This is a genomic window from Kitasatospora sp. NPDC127116 (assembly GCF_042677365.1).
Taxonomy (GTDB): Bacteria; Actinomycetota; Actinomycetes; order Streptomycetales; family Streptomycetaceae; genus Kitasatospora; species Kitasatospora lactacystinica.
The window spans coordinates 43,623-59,143 of the sequence record NZ_JBHXTL010000052.1; the positions used below are offsets into that span (position 1 = coordinate 43,623).

A 15,521-nucleotide genomic window follows, 5' to 3' on the forward strand; every position below is an offset into this window, starting at 1 on the left:
TTTGTTCCCGGGGGGGTTCTACTCTTGCCCCGGCGGGGGGTTGGTCGGCCCCGGGCGTGCCGGACCTCCCGCTCCGTCAACGCCTGTAGAGCGGCTCCCCCGGCAGCTCCGCGCTCGCCGGCAGCACCGCGAGGTCCAGCCCCCGGTCCAGCCGCACCCGCAGCAGCGGATCCGCGGCCACCGCCCGCCCGACCCGCTGCGCGGCGGCCTGCAGGCCCGCCTGGTCCAGCGCCGGGTCGAACACCACCGCGAGCACCCCGTCGGAGCCCTCCGAACCCGCCAGCAGCCCGGTGACCACCTGCGGCTCCGCCGCCAGCAGCCCGCGGACCGCCTCGCGCACCTCCGGGTCCAGGGCCGGCGGCAGGAACGGCCGGTTCTCCGCCAGCGCCCGCAGCCGGGCGCCGCCCAGCCGGAACGGCACCGGCCCGGCCGGGTCGATCAGCAGCGTGTCGGCCCGCTCCGAGAAGGCGACCATCGCGGCCTGCGGGGCCGCCGTCGGCGCCGGACGGGCGTCGGCGCGCCAGCGGGCCAGCGCCTCCAGCGACGTGAAGGCCGGCAGCGCGCGGCGCCCGTCCGGGGCCTCCAGCACCGGGACGGCCATGTCGCTGGTCTTCTCGTGCCGGTGCCCGTGCGCGTCCACCTCGACCTCGCCGAGGATCGCGACGATCGGGACCATCAGCCGGGTGGGGGTCAGCGCCGCCAGCACCTCCGACTCGGCCGCGCCGTCCCGCGACCAGCGCACGAGCGCCTCTGTGAGCGCCGGGTCGGCGGTGCCGTCGTCGTCGGAGAAGCCGGGGTTCGGGATGCTCTTGCCGACGAACGCCGGGTTGGAGAAGTCTTTGCGGTCCACCCGCCCGACCCTATGCCACCGCGCGCGAGCGGCCCCATTTCCCTGCACGTTCCCCGTACGCGGGGCCTACCCACCGGTAGCGCGGTGTGGCACCCTGCGCCCATGGTGATCCTCGACGCACCCGCGACCGCGCCCGCCCCGGTCTCCGACCGCCTCCGGTACGACCGCGCCACCGCCCACCTGGACGGGCCGGTGGCCGTCGTGGACCTCGCCGCGTTCGACGCGAACGCCGCCGACCTGGTCCGCCGGGCGGGCGGCAAGCCGATCCGGCTGGCCAGCAAGTCGATCCGCTGCCGGGCGCTGCTGGAGCGGGCGCTGGCCGTGGACGGCTTCCTCGGGGTGATGAGCTTCACCCTGGACGAGTCGCTCTGGCTGGCCCGCACCGGCGTCCGCGACATCCTGCTCGCCTACCCCTCCGCCGACCGGGCCGGCTTCGCCGAGCTGACCGCCGACCCCGGGGCCGCCCGCGAGATCACCGTGGTGCTGGACGACCCGGCCCAACTGGACCTGATCGACCGGGCCCGCGGCGGCGACGCCGAGGTGCGGGTCTGCCTGGAACTGGACACCTCGCTGCACCTGCTCGGCGGCCGGGTCCGGGTGGGCGCCCGGCGCTCGCCGCTGCGCACCCCCGAGGACCTCGGCGCCTTCGCCGAGCTCGTCCAGCGCCGCCGGGGGTTCCGGGTGGTCGGCCTGATGGCGTACGAGGGGCACGTCGCCGGGGTGGGCGACCGGGTGCCCGGCCGGCCGGTGCGCTCCGGGCTGATCCGGCTGATGCAGGCCAAGGCCCGGACCGAGCTGGCCCAGCGGCGCGCGGCGACGGTCCGGCGACTGCGACAGGTGGCCGACCTGGAGTTCGTCAACGGCGGCGGCACCGGCAGCGTGGAGTCCACCGTGGCCGAACGCGCCGTCACCGAGGTCGCGGCCGGCTCCGGGCTGTACCAGCCGCAGCTGTTCGACAACTACCGCACGTTCCGGGGCCGCCCGGCCGCGCTCTTCGGCCAGCCCGTGGTGCGCCGACCCGGCCTCGGCGTGGTGACCGTCCTCGGCGGCGGCTACCCGGCCTCGGGCGCGGCCGGCCCGGACCGCTCGCCGGTGCCGTACCTGCCGGCCGGGCTGCGCTACGACCCGATGGAGGGCGCCGGGGAGGTGCAGACCCCGCTGCTCGGCTCCGCGGCGGACGACCTGCTGATCGGCGACCGGGTCTGGTTCCGCCACGCCAAGGCGGGTGAGCTGTGCGAACGCTTCGCCGAGCTGCACCTGATCGAGGACGACCGGATCGTACGGACCGTGCCGACATACCGGGGCGAGGGCAGGACGTTCCTCTGACACTTCGTCCGGTTCTGCCCTACCGTGGTGCCGACACTGAAGCTGGAACCGGGAGGGGCCGCATGGATGCCGAGCTCGTGCAGGAGATGGTGAGGTCCGGAGCGACCTCCGTGGCCGGTCTGATGGCCACGGCCGCCTGGAATCAGGCCGGTTCACGGATCGCCCGGCTGTTCGGTCGCGGCGAGCGGGACGAGGAGGCGAGCGCCGAGCTGGAGGTGATCCGCGCCGAGGTGCTGGAGGCCGGCGGCGACCAGGAGGTCCTGGCCGACCAGGCCGCGGCCCTGCGCAACCGGCTGCGCACACTGTTCCGGACGGAGCCGCAGGCGGCCGAGGAACTCTTCGAGATCCTCGCGGAGTTCGCCCCCGGGCGGTTCAACAAGGTGGGCGGGACGTACATCATCAACACCATCGACGGGAACTCGACCGTCAACAGCGACCTCGTGATCCAGGCCGGCATCATCCACGACATGCGGCACTGACCTTTCCGGAGCCTTAACGGGGCCCGATGGAACGGCTAACCACGGCCGTCCGTCGGGCCTTTGCGCTGCTCGGGGGCCTACAGTCCGTCAACAAGCACAGTACGCACGGCTATTGCCATCTGGTCCAGACCAATCCTACGCTCTGGCCGGGGGCCGTGCGCCGGGCCGGCGGCCTCCGAACGGGCAGGCGTGCCCGCTCCTCCCCCACACGTGCCCGGAACGACGGTCAAGGAGTCCCCACCCCATGTCCATCAAGCGCAATGCCCTGTCCGTCGGCGTGATCGGCGCCGCGCTCGTCGCGGTGGCCGGAGCCACCGCCGGCACCGCCAGCGCCCACGGCACGATGACCAACCCCGTCAGCCGGGTCGCCGCCTGCTACGCCGAGGGCCCCGAGCACCCGGTGTCCCAGATCTGCAAGGACCTCGTCGCCGCGAGCGGCACCCAGCCGCTGTACGACTGGAACGAGGTCAACATCGCCAACGCCAACGGCAACCACCAGGCGCTGATCCCGGACGGCAAGCTCTGCTCGGCCAACCGCGACAAGTACGCGGCGCTGGACTGGCCGCGCACCGACTGGCCGGCCACCGCGGTGAAGGCCGGATCCTTCACCTTCCAGTTCCGCACCACCGCGCCGCACGTCGGCACCCAGACCGTCTACATCACCAAGGCGGGCTACGACCCGACCAAGCCGCTGAAGTGGTCGGACCTCGACCCGGCCCCGGTGGCCAAGGTGCAGGTCGACCGCAACGCGGTCAACGGGTTCTACACCTACTCCGGCACCCTGCCGCAGCGCACCGGCCGCCAGGTCCTCTACACGGTGTGGCAGCGCAGCGACAGCCCGGAGGCCTTCTACTCCTGCTCCGACGTCGACTTCGGCGCCTCCACCACGGCCGTGTCGGCGCTCGCCGCCCAGGCCCCGGCCGCTCCCAGCGACGCCCAGATCGCGGCCGACGCGTCCAAGTCCACGGTCGCCCACCACGGCCACGGCGGGGACCCGAACTCCCCGGCCGGCCAGGTGATCCCGACCGCCTCCGCGGCCGTGGGCGGCACCTCGGCCACCGGTCCGCTGCTGCTCGCGGGCGCTGCCGCGATCGGTGTCGGCTGGGCCGGCATGGTGCTCCGGCGCCGTCGCGTCGAGGCTGTTCGACGCGACTCCTGACGCCGGGCACGGGAGCCGGGCCGGCACACCCCCGTCCGGCCCGGCTCCCGTGGCACCACCCGTACGACGACGAACGGCGGCCCACCCGGAGGGTTCCCTCCCGGGTGGGCCGCCGCCGTGTGAGGAGCGCGGTGCTCAGGTGGTGGTGCCCCCGGCGCCGCCGTCCGCACCGGACCCGCCGGAGCCGGAGCCCGTCCCGGGCAGCCCGGGGATGCTCGGCAGCTTGCCCTTGTAGGCGGAGATGCCCTGGACGACGGTGTCCATCACCGCGACGTCGGGCGACTTGTCGGCGATGTCGAAGCCGAAGTGCACCGAGACCAGCGACTTCCCGTCGGCGGACGGGAAGACCACGGTCTGCACGTAGCCGTTGTTGCCCTTGGGCGCGTCCACCTTCCAGCGGACCAGGTAGCCGTCCTGGCCGTTGACCTTCACGGCCTCGGACTTGAGCTCCTGGTGCCCGGTGACGTCGCCGTACGCGGCCTTGGCGGCCGTCGCGATGTCGGCCTTGGCCGCCGCCTGGGCGTCGGTGCCGCCGCCGTCGATCCGGCCGGTGTTCACGCCGCCGAGGGAGCAGCTGCCCTTGCCGTCCGCGCAGGTGTACGAGCCGACGCTGAGCGAGGCGTAGCCGTCCGTGGTGGTGCCGGCCTCCCAGCCGTCCGGGACCGGCAGGGTGAGCCGGTTGACCACGTCGATCGCCTTGTCGGCGTTCGGGCTGGTCCGGCCGCCGCCGTTGCCGCCCTTGCCGCCGTTTCCGCCCTTGCCGTTCCCGCTCCCGCCGTTGCCGCCGTTGCCGGGGTCCCCGAAGTCCGGGGCGCCGCCCCACGGGCCGTAGCCGCCCTGCGGGGCCGGGCGGGCGCTGCGCGGGGCGCGGTCCTGGTGGCCGTCCGTCGCGAGGTAGGTGACCCCGGCGCCGACGCCCAGGCCGAGCAGGGCGGCGACGGTGGTCGCCAGCACCAGCTTGGAGGGCCTGCGCCGGGGCTTGCGCGGCGGCCCGCCGGGCGTGCCGTAGGCGGTGCCGAAGGGCGGCGGCTCCGGGTAGCGGACGGTCGGGCCGCTCTCCAGCACCTCGCCCTCCAGCACCGTGGGCTGCTCGGCCGCTCCCGGCGCGGGGATGTCCGAGGCGGGGGCGTCCGAGGCGGGGGCGTCCGAGGCGGGGGCGTCCGAGGGTGCGGGTCGGGTGTCGGCCGTCCAGCCCTTGCCGTCCCACCACCGCTGCGGCCTCGGGTCGCTCGTGGTGTCCTTGGGATCCGGGTACCACCCGGCGGGAATCTGCTCGCTCACAGAAGAGAATCTAAAGGCAGCCGGATAAACGCGAAATCAGCGCAGCCGGGAATTCCCGCCGTTTTCGATGAGATTCCGGTGAGAACCCCGTCCGGCGCGGCCCGGCGCGGCCGGGATTCCCACCGGCGGCGGCTACAGCGGGGTGACGTACGCCCCGGAGATGCCGCCGTCCACCAGGAACTCGCTTGCCGTGATGAAGGAGGAGTCGTCGCTGGCCAGGAAGGCCACCGCGGCGGCGATCTCCTCGGCCCGGGCGAACCGGCCGAGCGGGATGTGCACCAGCCGGCGGGAGGCCCGCTCCGGGTCCGCCGCGAACAGCTCGCGCAGCAGCGGGGTGTCCACCGGTCCGGGCGAGAGCGCGTTGACCCGGATGCCCTCCCGGGCGAACTGCACGCCCAGCTCGCGGGACATCGCCAGCACCCCGCCCTTGGAGGCGGTGTAGGAGATCTGCGAGGTGGCCGCGCCCATCCGGGCCACGAAGCTGGCGGTGTTGATGATCGAGCCGCGGCCGTGCCGGCGCATGTACGGCAGCGCGGCCTTGCAGCACAGGTAGACCGAGGTCAGGTTGACCTCCTGGACCCTGCGCCAGGCGTCCAGGCCGGTGGTCAGGATCGAGTCGTCCTCGGGCGGCGAGATGCCCGCGTTGTTGAACGCGACGTCCACGCTGCCGCAGGTCTCGTACGCCTCGTCGAACAGCGCCTCCACCATGTACGGGTCGGTGACGTCGGTGTGCACGAACAGCCCGCCGACCTCCTTGGCGGCGGCCCGCCCGGTCTCCTCGTCGAGGTCGGCGCAGACCACCTTCGCCCCCTCCGAGGCGAGCCGGCGGGCGGCGGCCAGGCCGATCCCGCTGCCCGCGCCGGTGACCACGGCGGTGCGGCCGACCAGCCGGCGGCAGACGGCCTCGTCCCGCGCGGCGTGCTTCTCGCTCATCGGGCTGTCACTCCTCGCTGTGGATGAAGACGTTCTTGGTCTCGGTGAAGTGGCGCAGCGCGTCCGGGCCCAGCTCGCGGCCCACCCCGGACTCGCCGTAGCCGCCGAAGGGCGTCCAGTAGCGCACCGAGGAGTGCGAGTTGACCGACAGATTGCCCGCCCGTACGCCGCGGGCCAGGCGCAGCGCCCGGCCGACGTCCCGGGTCCAGATCGAGCCGGCCAGGCCGTAGCGGGTGGCGTTGGCCAGGCGCAGCGCGTCGGCCTCGTCGGTGAACGGCAGGACGGCGGCGACCGGGCCGAAGATCTCCTCGGTGACGGCCGGGACCTGCGGGTCCTCGGGGCCGACGACCGTCGGCGGGTACCAGTAGCCGGGCCCGTCCGGGACCTTGCCGCGGGCCAGCACCGGCAGGTCGGGGGTGAGGTAGGAGGCCACCCGGCGGACCTGGGCGGCCGAGATCAGCGGGCCGAGTTCCGTCTGCGGGTCGGTCGGGTCGCCGGTGCGCAGGCTCTCGACGGCGGGCAGCAGCAGGGCGAGGAAGTCCTCGTACACCTCGCGCTGGACCAGGATCCGGCTGCGGGCGCAGCAGTCCTGGCCGCTGTTGTCGGCGAAGGACATCGGGTCGGCGGCGCGGGCCAGGTCGGCGTCGGCGAAGACGATGCTGGGGCTCTTGCCGCCGAGTTCCAGGGTGACCCGCTTGGCGCGGGCGGCGCAGCGGGCGGCGACCTCCTTGCCGACGACGGTCGAGCCGGTGAAGACGATCTTGCGGACGGCCGGGTGGTCCACCAGGGCCCGGCCGGTGGTGGTGCCCGCGCCGGGGACGACCTGGAACAGGCCCTCGGGCAGGCCCACCGCGAGGCCGAGTTCGGCCAGCCGCAGCGCGGTCAGCGGGGTGGCCTCGGCGGGCTTGAGCAGGACGGCGTTGCCGGCCGCGAGGGCGGGGGCGAAGCCCCAGGCGGCGATCGGCATCGGGAAGTTCCACGGTGCGATCACCCCGACCACGCCGACCGGCTCGTGGAAGGTCACGTCCAGGCCGCCGGCCACCGGGATCTGCCGGCCGGCCAGCCGCTCCACTCCCCCGGCCGCGTACTCCAGCAGGTCCCGGACGTTGCCGGCCTCCCAGTGGGCGTTGGCCGGCAGGTGGCCGGCCTCCGCCACCTCCAGGGCGGCCAGCTCGGGGACGTGCGCCTCGACCTGGTCGGCGAACCGGCGCAGCAGCCGGGCGCGTTCGCCGGGGGCGAGCGCCGCCCAGCCGGTCTGGGCCCTCGCCGCCCGCCGGACGGCCGCGTCCAGCCGTTCGGGGGCGGTGTCGGGGACGGTGGCGAGCACCTCGCCGGTGGCGGGATTGCGGACGGTGCTGCTCCCGGCGCTCGCGTCGGGCTCGGTCATGCGTCACATCCGTTCGAAGGATCGGTAGCGCTCCCAGTCGGTGACCGCCCCGTCGTAGGCGGCCTGCTCGACCCGGGCCATGTTCAGGTAGTGCTCGACCACGTCGTCGCCGAAGGCCTCGCGGGCCAGTGCGCTGTCCGCCCACAGCTCGGCCGCCTCGCGCAGCGATCCGGGCACCCGGACGTACTCCTCGACCGCGTAGGCGTTGCCGAGGCAGGGCGCGGGCAGGTCCAGCTTGCGCTGCAGCCCGTGCAGGCCGGCCGCGATCATCCCGGCCACCGCGAGGTACGGGTTGACGTCGCCGCCGGGCACCCGGTTCTCCATCCGCAGGCCGGGGCCGTGGCCGACCACCCGGTAGGCGCAGGTGCGGTTGTCCCGGCCCCAGGCGACGGCGGTCGGGGCGAAGGAGCCGGGGCGGTAGCGCTTGTAGGAGTTGATGTTCGGCGCGTACAGCAGGCTGAACTCGCGCAGCGCGACCAGCTGGCCGGCCAGGAAGTACCGCATGGTGTCCGTCATCCGGCCGTCCCGGTCGGCGAAGGCGGGGGCGCCGACGGCGTCGCGCAGCGAGAGGTGGATGTGGCAGCTGTTGCCCTCGCGCTCGTCGTACTTGGCCATGAAGGTGAGCGCGCAGCCGAGCTGGGCGGCGATCTCCTTCGCGCCGGTCTTGTAGACGCTGTGCTGGTCGCAGGTGGTGAGGGCGTCGGTGTAGCGGAAGGCGATCTCGTGCTGGCCGAGGTTGCACTCGCCCTTGGCGGACTCCACCACCAGGCCGGCGCCGGCCATCTCGGTGCGGATCCGGGACAGCAGCGGCTCGACCCGGGCGGTGCCCAGCATCGAGTAGTCCACGTTGTAGAGGTTCGCCGGGGTCAGGCCGCGGTAGCCGCCCAGCCAGGCCTGTTCGTAGGTGTCGCGGAAGACCAGGAACTCCAGTTCGGTGCCGATGTCGGCGGCCAGGCCGTGCTCGGCGAGCCGGGCGATCTGGCGGCGCAGCAGCTGGCGCGGGGCGGCGTCCACCGGGTGGCCGCCGTGCCGGGCGAGGTCGGCGGTGACCTGGGCGGTGCCGGGCTGCCAGGGGGTCAGCCGCAGGGTGCCGAGGTCGGGGCGCATCGCGAAGTCGCCGTAGCCGGTGGCCCAGGAGGAGAAGGCGTAGCCGTCCACGGTGTTCAGGTCGACGTCGACGGCCAGCAGGTAGTCGCAGGCCTCGGCGCCGTGCTCGGCGACCTCGTCGAGGAAGAACCGGGCGGCGAAGCGCTTGCCCTGGAGGCGGCCCTGCATGTCGGTGAAGGCGAGCGCGACGGTGTGCACCTCGCCGGAGTCCACCAGGGTCCGCAGCCCGTCCAGGGTCAGCGGCGGCCGGGCCGGCGAGCCGGCGGCGGCCTGTTCGGGCAGTTCGGACATGCCGAACCCTCCTCCTCGATCACTCTTCGAGATCAAGCGGTCACAGCGAACCGTACGGCCTGCGACTCGCGGGGCGGAAGAGGGCGGGTGGGTGTCGGGTGCCCGTGGCGCGCCGACGCGCGTGGCTGACGGTGGATCAGGTGCTCCGGGGGGAGAATGCGCGCCATGGATCGCAGGCCTTTGATCGGCGTCAGCACCTACCTGGTGGACGCGAGTTGGAGCGATTGGCGGGGCCGCCGGGTGGCCCTGCTGCCCGAGCGGTACACCGCGCAGGTCCGGGACTCGGGCGGGATCGCGGTCCTGCTGCCGCCGGACGTCCCGGAGCGCGCCCCGGAGGTGCTGACCCGGCTGGACGGCCTGGTGATCGCGGGCGGGCCGGACATCGACCCGGCGTACTACGGGCAGCCGGCCCATCCGGCGACCGAGGTCGAGTCGCCGGAGCGGGACGCCTGGGAGGTCGCGCTGCTGCGGTCGGCGCTGGCGGCGGGGATGCCGCTGCTGGCGGTCTGCCGGGGCATGCAGATCCTGAACGTGGTGTGCGGCGGGACGCTGGTGCAGCACCTGCCGGACGTGGTGCCGGTGGACGTGCACGGCGGCTCGCCCGGGCTCTACGGCTCGCACCCGGTGCGGCCGGTGCCGGGGACGCTGCTGGGCGGGCTGCTGCCGGAGAGCGAGCTGGAGGTGCCGACCTTCCACCACCAGGCCGTCGACCGGCTGGGGGCCGGCCTGCGGGTGAGCGCCCACGCGCCGGACGGGACGGTGGAGGCGGTGGAGGGTCCGGGGTTCGCGCTCGGGGTCCAGTGGCATCCGGAGCAGGGGGAGGACCTGCGGCTGATGCGGGCCCTGGTCCGGGCGGCCACCGCGGCGGCCCTCGACCCGCTGGCGCTGGGGTAGCGCAACTGGGCATGAGGGAACGGGAGTTCGGCCCGCCGGGCGGCTGCGGAGTGCGCCGGGTCCGGCCGCCCGGACGGGAACGACAACGGTCACCAGTACAACCTTTGGATCTTTGTCGATTCTGCGGTTCACTTCGGTTGCGGGGCGGTCGCGCCGCGCCCCCTTTCCCACCCGTGCGCCCAGAGAGGACCTCCATGGCCGGGCACGAGCATTCGCACGATGATCATGCGCATGACCAGAAGCACTCGCACGGCTCCGGCGGACACTCCCACGGCCCCGGAGGGCACGGGCACGGCTCCGGAGGGCACGGGCACGGCGGCCACTCGCACGGCGTAGCCGCCGACGCGGACCGCCGCTGGCTGCTCAGCGCCCTCGCCCTGATCGTCGTCTTCATGGCCGGCGAGGTCGTGGTCGGCTTCGCCGCCCAGTCCCTGGCGCTGATCTCGGACGCGGCCCACATGCTCACCGACGCCGCCTCGATCGTGCTCGCGCTGATCGCCATGCGGCTCGCCGCCCGCCCGGCCCGCGGCGGCTACACCTACGGCCTCAAGCGCGCCGAGATCCTCTCCGCGCAGGCCAACGGGGTCACCCTGCTGGTGCTGTCGGCCTGGCTGGGCTACGAGGCGATCACCCGACTGCTCGAACCGCCGGAGGTCACCGGCTCACTGGTGCTGGTCACCGCACTGGTCGGGATCGTGGTCAACCTCGCCGCCACCTGGTGCATGTCCAAGGCCAACCGCAGCTCGCTGAACGTCGAGGGCGCCTTCCAGCACGTACTGACCGACCTCTACGCCTTCATCGCCACCGCCGTCGCCGGTGCGATCGTACTGACCACCGGCTTCGCCCGGGCCGACGCGATCGCCTCGCTGATCGTCGTCGCGCTGATGCTCAAGGCCGGCATCGCGCTGGTCCGGGACTCCGGGCGGATCTTCCTGGAGGCCGCCCCGGCGGGGATCGACCCGGACGCGGTGGCCGACCGGATGGTCACCGAGCCGCTGGTCGAGGAGATCCACGACCTGCACATCTGGGAGATCACCTCCGGTCAGCCGGCCCTGTCCGCGCACATCCTGGTCACCCCCGGCGGCGACTGCCACGCGGTGCGGCGCTCCCTGCAGCGCCGGCTCTCGGAGGAGTACGGCATCACCCACTCCACCCTCCAGGTCGACCACGTCGGCGAGGACGAGGCGGGCGCGCTGCTGCAGATCACCGCCCCGGCCGACTCCACCGTCGAGCACTGCGCCGACGCCCACGGCCCGGTCCACCGCGCCGGACCGCACGAGCACTGACAACACCCGTCCGTCACCGCGGTGCGGCATGATGCTGAGTCGTGACCGCACCGCGACTGATGCTGCTCGACTCCGCCAGCCTGTACTTCCGGGCCTACTTCGGCGTACCGGACACCCTGCGCTCGCCGCAGGGTGAGCCGGTCAACGCCGTCCGTGGGCTGCTGGACTTCATCACCAGACTGGTCCACGACCACCGGCCCGAGCAGTTGGTGGCCTGCATGGACGCCGACTGGCGCCCCCAGTGGCGGGTGGACCTCATCCCCTCCTACAAGACCCACCGGGTCGCCGAGGCGGCCGAGGACGGCGAGGAGGAGGTGCCCGACACGCTGGCCCCGCAGGTCCCGGTGATCGAGCAGGTGCTGGACGCGCTCGGCATCGCCCGGGTCGGCTCCCCCGACTACGAGGCGGACGACGTGATCGGTACGCTCACCGCCCGCGCCACCGGGCCGGTGCAGATCGTCACCGGCGACCGCGACCTCTTCCAGCTGGTGGACGACGCCCGCGGGATCACGGTGCTCTACCCGGTCAAGGGCATGGGCAACCTCCAGGTCACCGACGACGCGCTGCTGCTGGAGAAGTACGGCGTGCGCGGCGCCCAGTACGCCGACATGGCCGCCCTGCGCGGCGACCCGTCGGACGGCCTGCCCGGCGTCAAGGGCATCGGCGAGAAGACCGCCGCCCAGCTGATCAACGAGTACGGCGACCTCGCGGCCATCCGCACCGCCGCCCTCGACCTCGGCTCCAGGCTCACCCCGGCCCGCCGCCGCAACATCGTCGAGGGCGCCGGCTACCTGGACGTCGCCCCCAAGGTCGTCCGCGTCGCCGACGACGCCCCGCTGCCGGACTTCGACCCGGCCCTCCCCCGCGAGCCGCTCTACCCGATGACCCTGGAGGAGCTCTCCGCCCGCTGGGGCCTCGGCACCTCCCTGGACCGCCTGCTGGAGGCCCTCGCCACCCGCTGAGCCCGAATCCTCGCAGGGGCCCGCACGTTCGCGTCGAACGTGCGGGCCCTCGGCGTTCCCGGGGCCTGCCGTCCCCAAGTGCCCTTGACCGCAGCACACTTTGCGATGCAAAGTTCATGGCACAGCAAAGCAATCGTGCGCGACAAGGGGTGGATCATGACGACAGAGCACCGGGCCGGCCCGGCCGGACTCCTCGCCGAGACGGAAGGGCTCCGGGTCCGGGCCCGGACCCGGCTGCGCGGCTCGGGGGTGCCGCTGCTCGGGTTCGGCCTGCTGGCCCTGGCCGCCGTGCCGATCTCCGGCCAGGCCTACAACTTCGGCGCCAACGGGCGGTCCGTCACGTCCTATCCGCTCTTCGCGTACTCCGAGCTGATCGGCCTCTGCGTCCCCCACGCACCGGACGCCCCGTGCCTCGCCGGCGAGTTCGACGGAGCCGTCCTCCGCTTCCTGGCCTGGGGCGTCTGGTACGCACTGCTCCCGCTCGCCTGGCTGGTGCTGTCCCGCTGGTACCGGCGGCGCGGCGAGGCCCGCGGGATCGTCCCGCGCCGCGTCGGCTGGCTCGCCACCACGGTCGGCGCCGGCGTCCTGGTCGCCGCCGTGCTGGTCGCCCTGCTGTCCGTCCGCCGGGTGCCGTTCGTGCTCGACATGCTCGCGAACACCTACGCCTCACCCTGGTACGCGGTCGGAGCCGGCCTGACCGTCCTCGGGCTGACCGAGCGCAGCCCCCTGGTGGCCTCCGCCGGACTCGTCCACACGGCGCTGCTCACCGCCTACCTCGCGGCCCCCTGGGAGAGCGGCTGGCTGCCGTGGCTCGACCGGGGCGACGGCGGCTGGGCCGACGGCCCGCAGCCGAAGGCCCTGCTGCTCGCGGCGGTCCTGCTGGCCGCCGGGCTGGCGCAGTGGACGGCGGCCCGCCGCGCACCGGGAGCATCCCGTACGGTCACCTCTTGACTTCCTCCCCCTAAAGGAGGGGCTTCCCCTCAGCCTCGCGGCTGAGCCGCTGCGCGTGAGCGCGGCGGTGGGACGACTTCCTGCTTCACCGACGACCGCCCGCCCGGAGTGCTCCGTTGAGGTCTTACACCGTCTCCACAGGCTGCTGCCGCCAGCCCGGCGGCCAGGATGTTCTCAGCTGCGTTCACGTCCCGGTCGTGGGTCGTCCCGCAGCCGCACGTCCACTCGCGGACGTTCAGCGGCATCCTGCCCTGCAGGGTGCCGCAGGCCGAGCACAGCCTGGAGCTGGGGAACCACCGGTCGACGGCGATCAGCTCGCGGCCGTACCACTGGGCCTTGTACTCCAGCATGGACCGCAGCTCGGTCCACGAAGCGTCGCTTATGGAGCGGGCGAGCTTGCGGTTCTTGAGCATGTTGCGGACCGTCAGGTCCTCGATCACGACCGTTTGGTTCTCACGGACGAGTCGGGTGGTGAGCTTGTGCAGGAAATCGCGGCGCCGGTCGGCGATCCGCGCGTGGACACGCGCGACCTTCTTGCGGGCCTTCTCGCGGTTGGCCGAGCCCTTGGCCTTGCGGGACAGTTCCCGTTGAGCCTTGGCCAGGCGCCGGCGGTCACGGCGTTCGTGTTTCGGGTTGGTGATCTTCTCCCCCGTGGAGAGCGTCACGAGGCTGGTGATCCCGGCGTCGATCCCGACCGCGGCATTCACCGGGGCCGGCATCGTCGGCCGGTCGTCGCACAGCATCGAGACGAACCAGCGTCCCGCGCTGTCCTGCGACACGGTCACCGTGGACGGGAGCGCACCCTCCGGGAGCGGCCTCGACCACACGATGTCCAGCGGCTCGGCCATCTTCGCCAAGGTCAGCACGCCGTCTCGGTAGCGGAACGCGGAGCTGGTGTACTCGGCAGACCTGCGGGACTTCTTCCGGGACTTGAACGTCGGGTACTTCGCCCGCTTGAGCCAGAAGTTGGCGAACGCCCCTTGCAGGTGCCGCAGAGCCTGCTGCAACGGAACGGACGAAACCTCGGACAGATAGGACAGTTCCTCGGTCTTCTTCCACGCCGTCAGCATCGCGGAGGTGGCGTTGTAGTTGATCCGCTCCTGGCGCAGCGTCCACGCCTCGGTCCGGGCCTGCAACGCCATGTTGTAGACCTTGCGCACGCATCCGAACGTACGCGACAGCTCGGCCGCCTGCGCACCGGTCGGGTAGAAGCGGTACTTGAACGCCCGCTTCACATGGTTCGCGGTCACACTCACAACCTAGCGCGATCACTTGTAACGATCGAATCTCCCGGTCAGAGCGCTACGGTCCGCCCAACGGCGAAACGCGGCCCGTTGCCCTGCTCCGCAGGAGATCCATTTCCTCCCCCGGCTGAAGCCGGGGGTATCCATGGAGGTCTCCGATGAGCGTTGCGGACGAAGCCGAGGAGCAGCACCCGACCCTGGCCCTGGACGACACCGTCCACCAGCGGGTCCGGCTGGGCATCCTGACCATCGCCCGCGAGGCCGACCGGGTCGAGTTCGGCTTCCTCAAGGAGCAGTTGGGCGCCACCGACGGCAACCTGTCCCGCCACCTCAAGGTCCTGGAGGAGTCCGGCCTCGTCGCCGTCGCCAAGGGCTACGTCGGCCGCCGCCCCCGCACCTGGGTCTCCCTCACCCCCCACGGCGCCGAAGCCCTGGACCGCGAACTGCGCGCCCTGCGCGAACTCGTCCGCCGCCTCGACGCCGCCGGGCCCCGACACCCCCGGACGTAGGAAGTCCGCCGGGCCGACCTCCCACGGGCCGTCCCTCCATCGGACGCCGCACTGAACCTTCCCGCGGCGGCAGCAGGGCGCTAGGCTGCGGCCTTCCGAGCCGGCACCCGACGAGCCGTGCCCGGTCGGTGCTTCGGGCCGCCCCTCACCCGGATCCCGCCGACCGCGGTGTGCCCCGTCCTCCTGTGTGCCGGGGAACTCTGAAAGGGATCTGATGGAGGGGCGAATGGAGTCGCATCTCGCACGCGCCGTGCGGACGGGCAGACGCCGGGCCGAGGACTTCTCCCACGGCTACCGGCGGGTGGCCCCCGGAGTCCTGCGGGTCAGCGTCGGGGCGGTGTACCTCTGGTTCGGGGTGCTCAAGTTCATCCCCGGGGCCAGCCCCGCCGAGGACCTCGCCACCCGCTGCATGAGCCTGCTGACCTTCGACCTGGTGCCGCCCGGCGTCTCCCGGCCGCTGCTGGCCCTCATGGAGGTCGCCATCGGGGCCGGACTGGTCACCGGGCTGCTGCTCCCCGTCGCCCTGGCGGTGTTCTTCGTGCACATGGCCGGGGTGTTCGCGACGCTCGTCCTGCTGCCGGACGACGTGTGGGTGCACGGCGTCCCGCCCGTCCCGACGCTGGAGGGGCAGTACATCCTCAAGAACATCGTGCTGATCGCGGCCTGCCTGACCGTCGCCACCCGACGGGAGGACCGGCCCGACCCGGCCCCGCGCGACGGCCACCTCACCGGCACCGGCCCCCGGGCCGAACACCGGACGATGACGGGCTGACCGCGCCACCGGGCCGCGGCCTCGCCCGGATCGAGCGGGGCCGCGAAGGCCCCGACGCCAGAGCCCGCCGCCCGGGCGGCGGCTCCGCGC

General features: G+C 73.4%; 15 protein-coding genes. 9 read left to right on the plus strand and 6 right to left on the minus strand.

Annotated elements, in window-relative coordinates; genetic code table 11:
• Positions 1-76 precede the first annotated feature (76 nt).
• The gene (locus tag ACFVHV_RS21505) at positions 77-850 is read right to left on the minus strand and encodes an SseB family protein (RefSeq protein ID WP_380352726.1); all 774 of its coding nucleotides are present in this window, start codon (positions 848-850) and stop codon (positions 77-79) included.
• 102 nt (positions 851-952) lie between these two features.
• Between ACFVHV_RS21505 and ACFVHV_RS21510 the strand changes: the two genes are divergently transcribed.
• The 3 genes from ACFVHV_RS21510 (at position 953) to ACFVHV_RS21520 (ending at position 3,814) form a co-directional block, all read left to right on the plus strand.
• The gene (locus tag ACFVHV_RS21510; protein ID WP_380352728.1) at positions 953-2,176 is read left to right on the plus strand and encodes an amino acid deaminase/aldolase; all 1,224 of its coding nucleotides are present in this window, start codon (positions 953-955) and stop codon (positions 2,174-2,176) included.
• 62 nt (positions 2,177-2,238) lie between these two features.
• Positions 2,239-2,655, plus strand: coding sequence for a hypothetical protein (locus ACFVHV_RS21515; RefSeq protein ID WP_359905913.1), 417 nt, complete (start codon positions 2,239-2,241; stop codon positions 2,653-2,655).
• Between the two features lie 244 nt (positions 2,656-2,899).
• Positions 2,900-3,814, plus strand: coding sequence for a lytic polysaccharide monooxygenase (locus tag ACFVHV_RS21520; protein WP_359905910.1), 915 nt, complete (start codon positions 2,900-2,902; stop codon positions 3,812-3,814).
• 135 nt (positions 3,815-3,949) lie between these two features.
• Here ACFVHV_RS21520 and ACFVHV_RS21525 read toward each other — a convergent pair whose 3' ends face one another.
• The 4 genes from ACFVHV_RS21525 to ACFVHV_RS21540 form a co-directional block, all read right to left on the minus strand.
• Positions 3,950-5,095 (minus strand): DUF2510 domain-containing protein, encoded by a 1,146-nt coding sequence (locus ACFVHV_RS21525; RefSeq protein ID WP_380352730.1) that lies wholly within the window; start codon positions 5,093-5,095, stop codon positions 3,950-3,952.
• 132 nt (positions 5,096-5,227) lie between these two features.
• Positions 5,228-6,028, minus strand: coding sequence for a 3-oxoacyl-ACP reductase (locus ACFVHV_RS21530; RefSeq protein ID WP_380352731.1), 801 nt, complete (start codon positions 6,026-6,028; stop codon positions 5,228-5,230).
• Positions 6,029-6,035: 7 nt separating this feature from the next.
• Entirely contained in the window at positions 6,036-7,415 is a 1,380-nt protein-coding gene (locus ACFVHV_RS21535) for an aldehyde dehydrogenase family protein (protein ID WP_380352732.1), read from the minus strand.
• Between the two features lie 3 nt (positions 7,416-7,418).
• Positions 7,419-8,813 (minus strand): glutamine synthetase family protein, encoded by a 1,395-nt coding sequence (locus ACFVHV_RS21540; protein WP_359905898.1) that lies wholly within the window; start codon positions 8,811-8,813, stop codon positions 7,419-7,421.
• Positions 8,814-8,978: 165 nt separating this feature from the next.
• On the opposite strand from ACFVHV_RS21540, the gene ACFVHV_RS21545 reads away from it, so the two are divergent.
• The 4 genes from ACFVHV_RS21545 to ACFVHV_RS21560 all read left to right on the plus strand — a co-directional run bounded on the left by ACFVHV_RS21545 (position 8,979) and on the right by ACFVHV_RS21560 (position 12,906).
• A complete protein-coding gene (locus tag ACFVHV_RS21545; RefSeq protein WP_380352734.1) occupies positions 8,979-9,707 on the plus strand; it encodes a gamma-glutamyl-gamma-aminobutyrate hydrolase family protein in 729 nt (242 codons plus the stop codon).
• 194 nt (positions 9,708-9,901) lie between these two features.
• Positions 9,902-10,993, plus strand: a complete 1,092-nt coding sequence (locus ACFVHV_RS21550) for a cation diffusion facilitator family transporter (protein WP_380352736.1) — start codon at positions 9,902-9,904, stop codon at positions 10,991-10,993.
• Between the two features lie 59 nt (positions 10,994-11,052).
• A complete protein-coding gene (locus tag ACFVHV_RS21555) occupies positions 11,053-11,955 on the plus strand; it encodes a 5'-3' exonuclease (protein WP_359906014.1) in 903 nt (300 codons plus the stop codon).
• A 156-nt stretch (positions 11,956-12,111) separates the two neighbouring features.
• Entirely contained in the window at positions 12,112-12,906 is a 795-nt protein-coding gene (locus ACFVHV_RS21560) for a hypothetical protein (protein WP_380352738.1), read from the plus strand.
• Positions 12,907-12,935: 29 nt separating this feature from the next.
• Here ACFVHV_RS21560 and ACFVHV_RS21565 read toward each other — a convergent pair whose 3' ends face one another.
• Complete coding sequence (locus tag ACFVHV_RS21565) at positions 12,936-14,162, minus strand: RNA-guided endonuclease InsQ/TnpB family protein (protein WP_380352740.1); 1,227 nt, start codon at positions 14,160-14,162, stop codon at positions 12,936-12,938.
• A gap of 146 nt (positions 14,163-14,308) precedes the next feature.
• Here ACFVHV_RS21565 and ACFVHV_RS21570 point away from each other — a divergent pair, with 146 nt between their 5' ends.
• Both ACFVHV_RS21570 and ACFVHV_RS21575 read left to right on the plus strand, forming a co-directional pair.
• Positions 14,309-14,659 carry a transcriptional regulator gene (locus ACFVHV_RS21570; protein WP_359905883.1) on the plus strand — a complete coding sequence of 117 codons (351 nt, stop codon included), beginning with the start codon at positions 14,309-14,311 and terminating at the stop codon, positions 14,657-14,659.
• Positions 14,660-14,885: 226 nt separating this feature from the next.
• On the plus strand, positions 14,886-15,431 hold the full coding sequence (locus tag ACFVHV_RS21575) for a DoxX family protein (protein ID WP_359905880.1): 546 nt from the start codon (positions 14,886-14,888) through the stop codon (positions 15,429-15,431).
• Positions 15,432-15,521 lie beyond the last annotated feature (90 nt).

Excerpts from the sequence above, each read along its gene's own strand:
- ACFVHV_RS21510 (WP_380352728.1), top strand. The coding sequence starts at position 953 with ATGGTGATCCTCGACGCACCCGCGACCGCGCCCGCCCCGGTCTCCGAC.
- ACFVHV_RS21515 (WP_359905913.1), top strand. The coding sequence starts at position 2,239 with ATGGATGCCGAGCTCGTGCAGGAGATGGTGAGGTCCGGAGCGACCTCC.
- ACFVHV_RS21520 (WP_359905910.1), top strand. The coding sequence starts at position 2,900 with ATGTCCATCAAGCGCAATGCCCTGTCCGTCGGCGTGATCGGCGCCGCG.
- ACFVHV_RS21530 (WP_380352731.1), bottom strand. The coding sequence starts at position 6,028 with ATGAGCGAGAAGCACGCCGCGCGGGACGAGGCCGTCTGCCGCCGGCTG.
- ACFVHV_RS21535 (WP_380352732.1), bottom strand. The coding sequence starts at position 7,415 with ATGACCGAGCCCGACGCGAGCGCCGGGAGCAGCACCGTCCGCAATCCC.
- ACFVHV_RS21540 (WP_359905898.1), bottom strand. The coding sequence starts at position 8,813 with ATGTCCGAACTGCCCGAACAGGCCGCCGCCGGCTCGCCGGCCCGGCCG.
- ACFVHV_RS21545 (WP_380352734.1), top strand. The coding sequence starts at position 8,979 with ATGGATCGCAGGCCTTTGATCGGCGTCAGCACCTACCTGGTGGACGCG.
- ACFVHV_RS21550 (WP_380352736.1), top strand. The coding sequence starts at position 9,902 with ATGGCCGGGCACGAGCATTCGCACGATGATCATGCGCATGACCAGAAG.
- ACFVHV_RS21555 (WP_359906014.1), top strand. The coding sequence starts at position 11,053 with ATGCTGCTCGACTCCGCCAGCCTGTACTTCCGGGCCTACTTCGGCGTA.
- ACFVHV_RS21560 (WP_380352738.1), top strand. The coding sequence starts at position 12,112 with ATGACGACAGAGCACCGGGCCGGCCCGGCCGGACTCCTCGCCGAGACG.
- ACFVHV_RS21570 (WP_359905883.1), top strand. The coding sequence starts at position 14,309 with ATGAGCGTTGCGGACGAAGCCGAGGAGCAGCACCCGACCCTGGCCCTG.
- ACFVHV_RS21575 (WP_359905880.1), top strand. The coding sequence starts at position 14,886 with ATGGAGTCGCATCTCGCACGCGCCGTGCGGACGGGCAGACGCCGGGCC.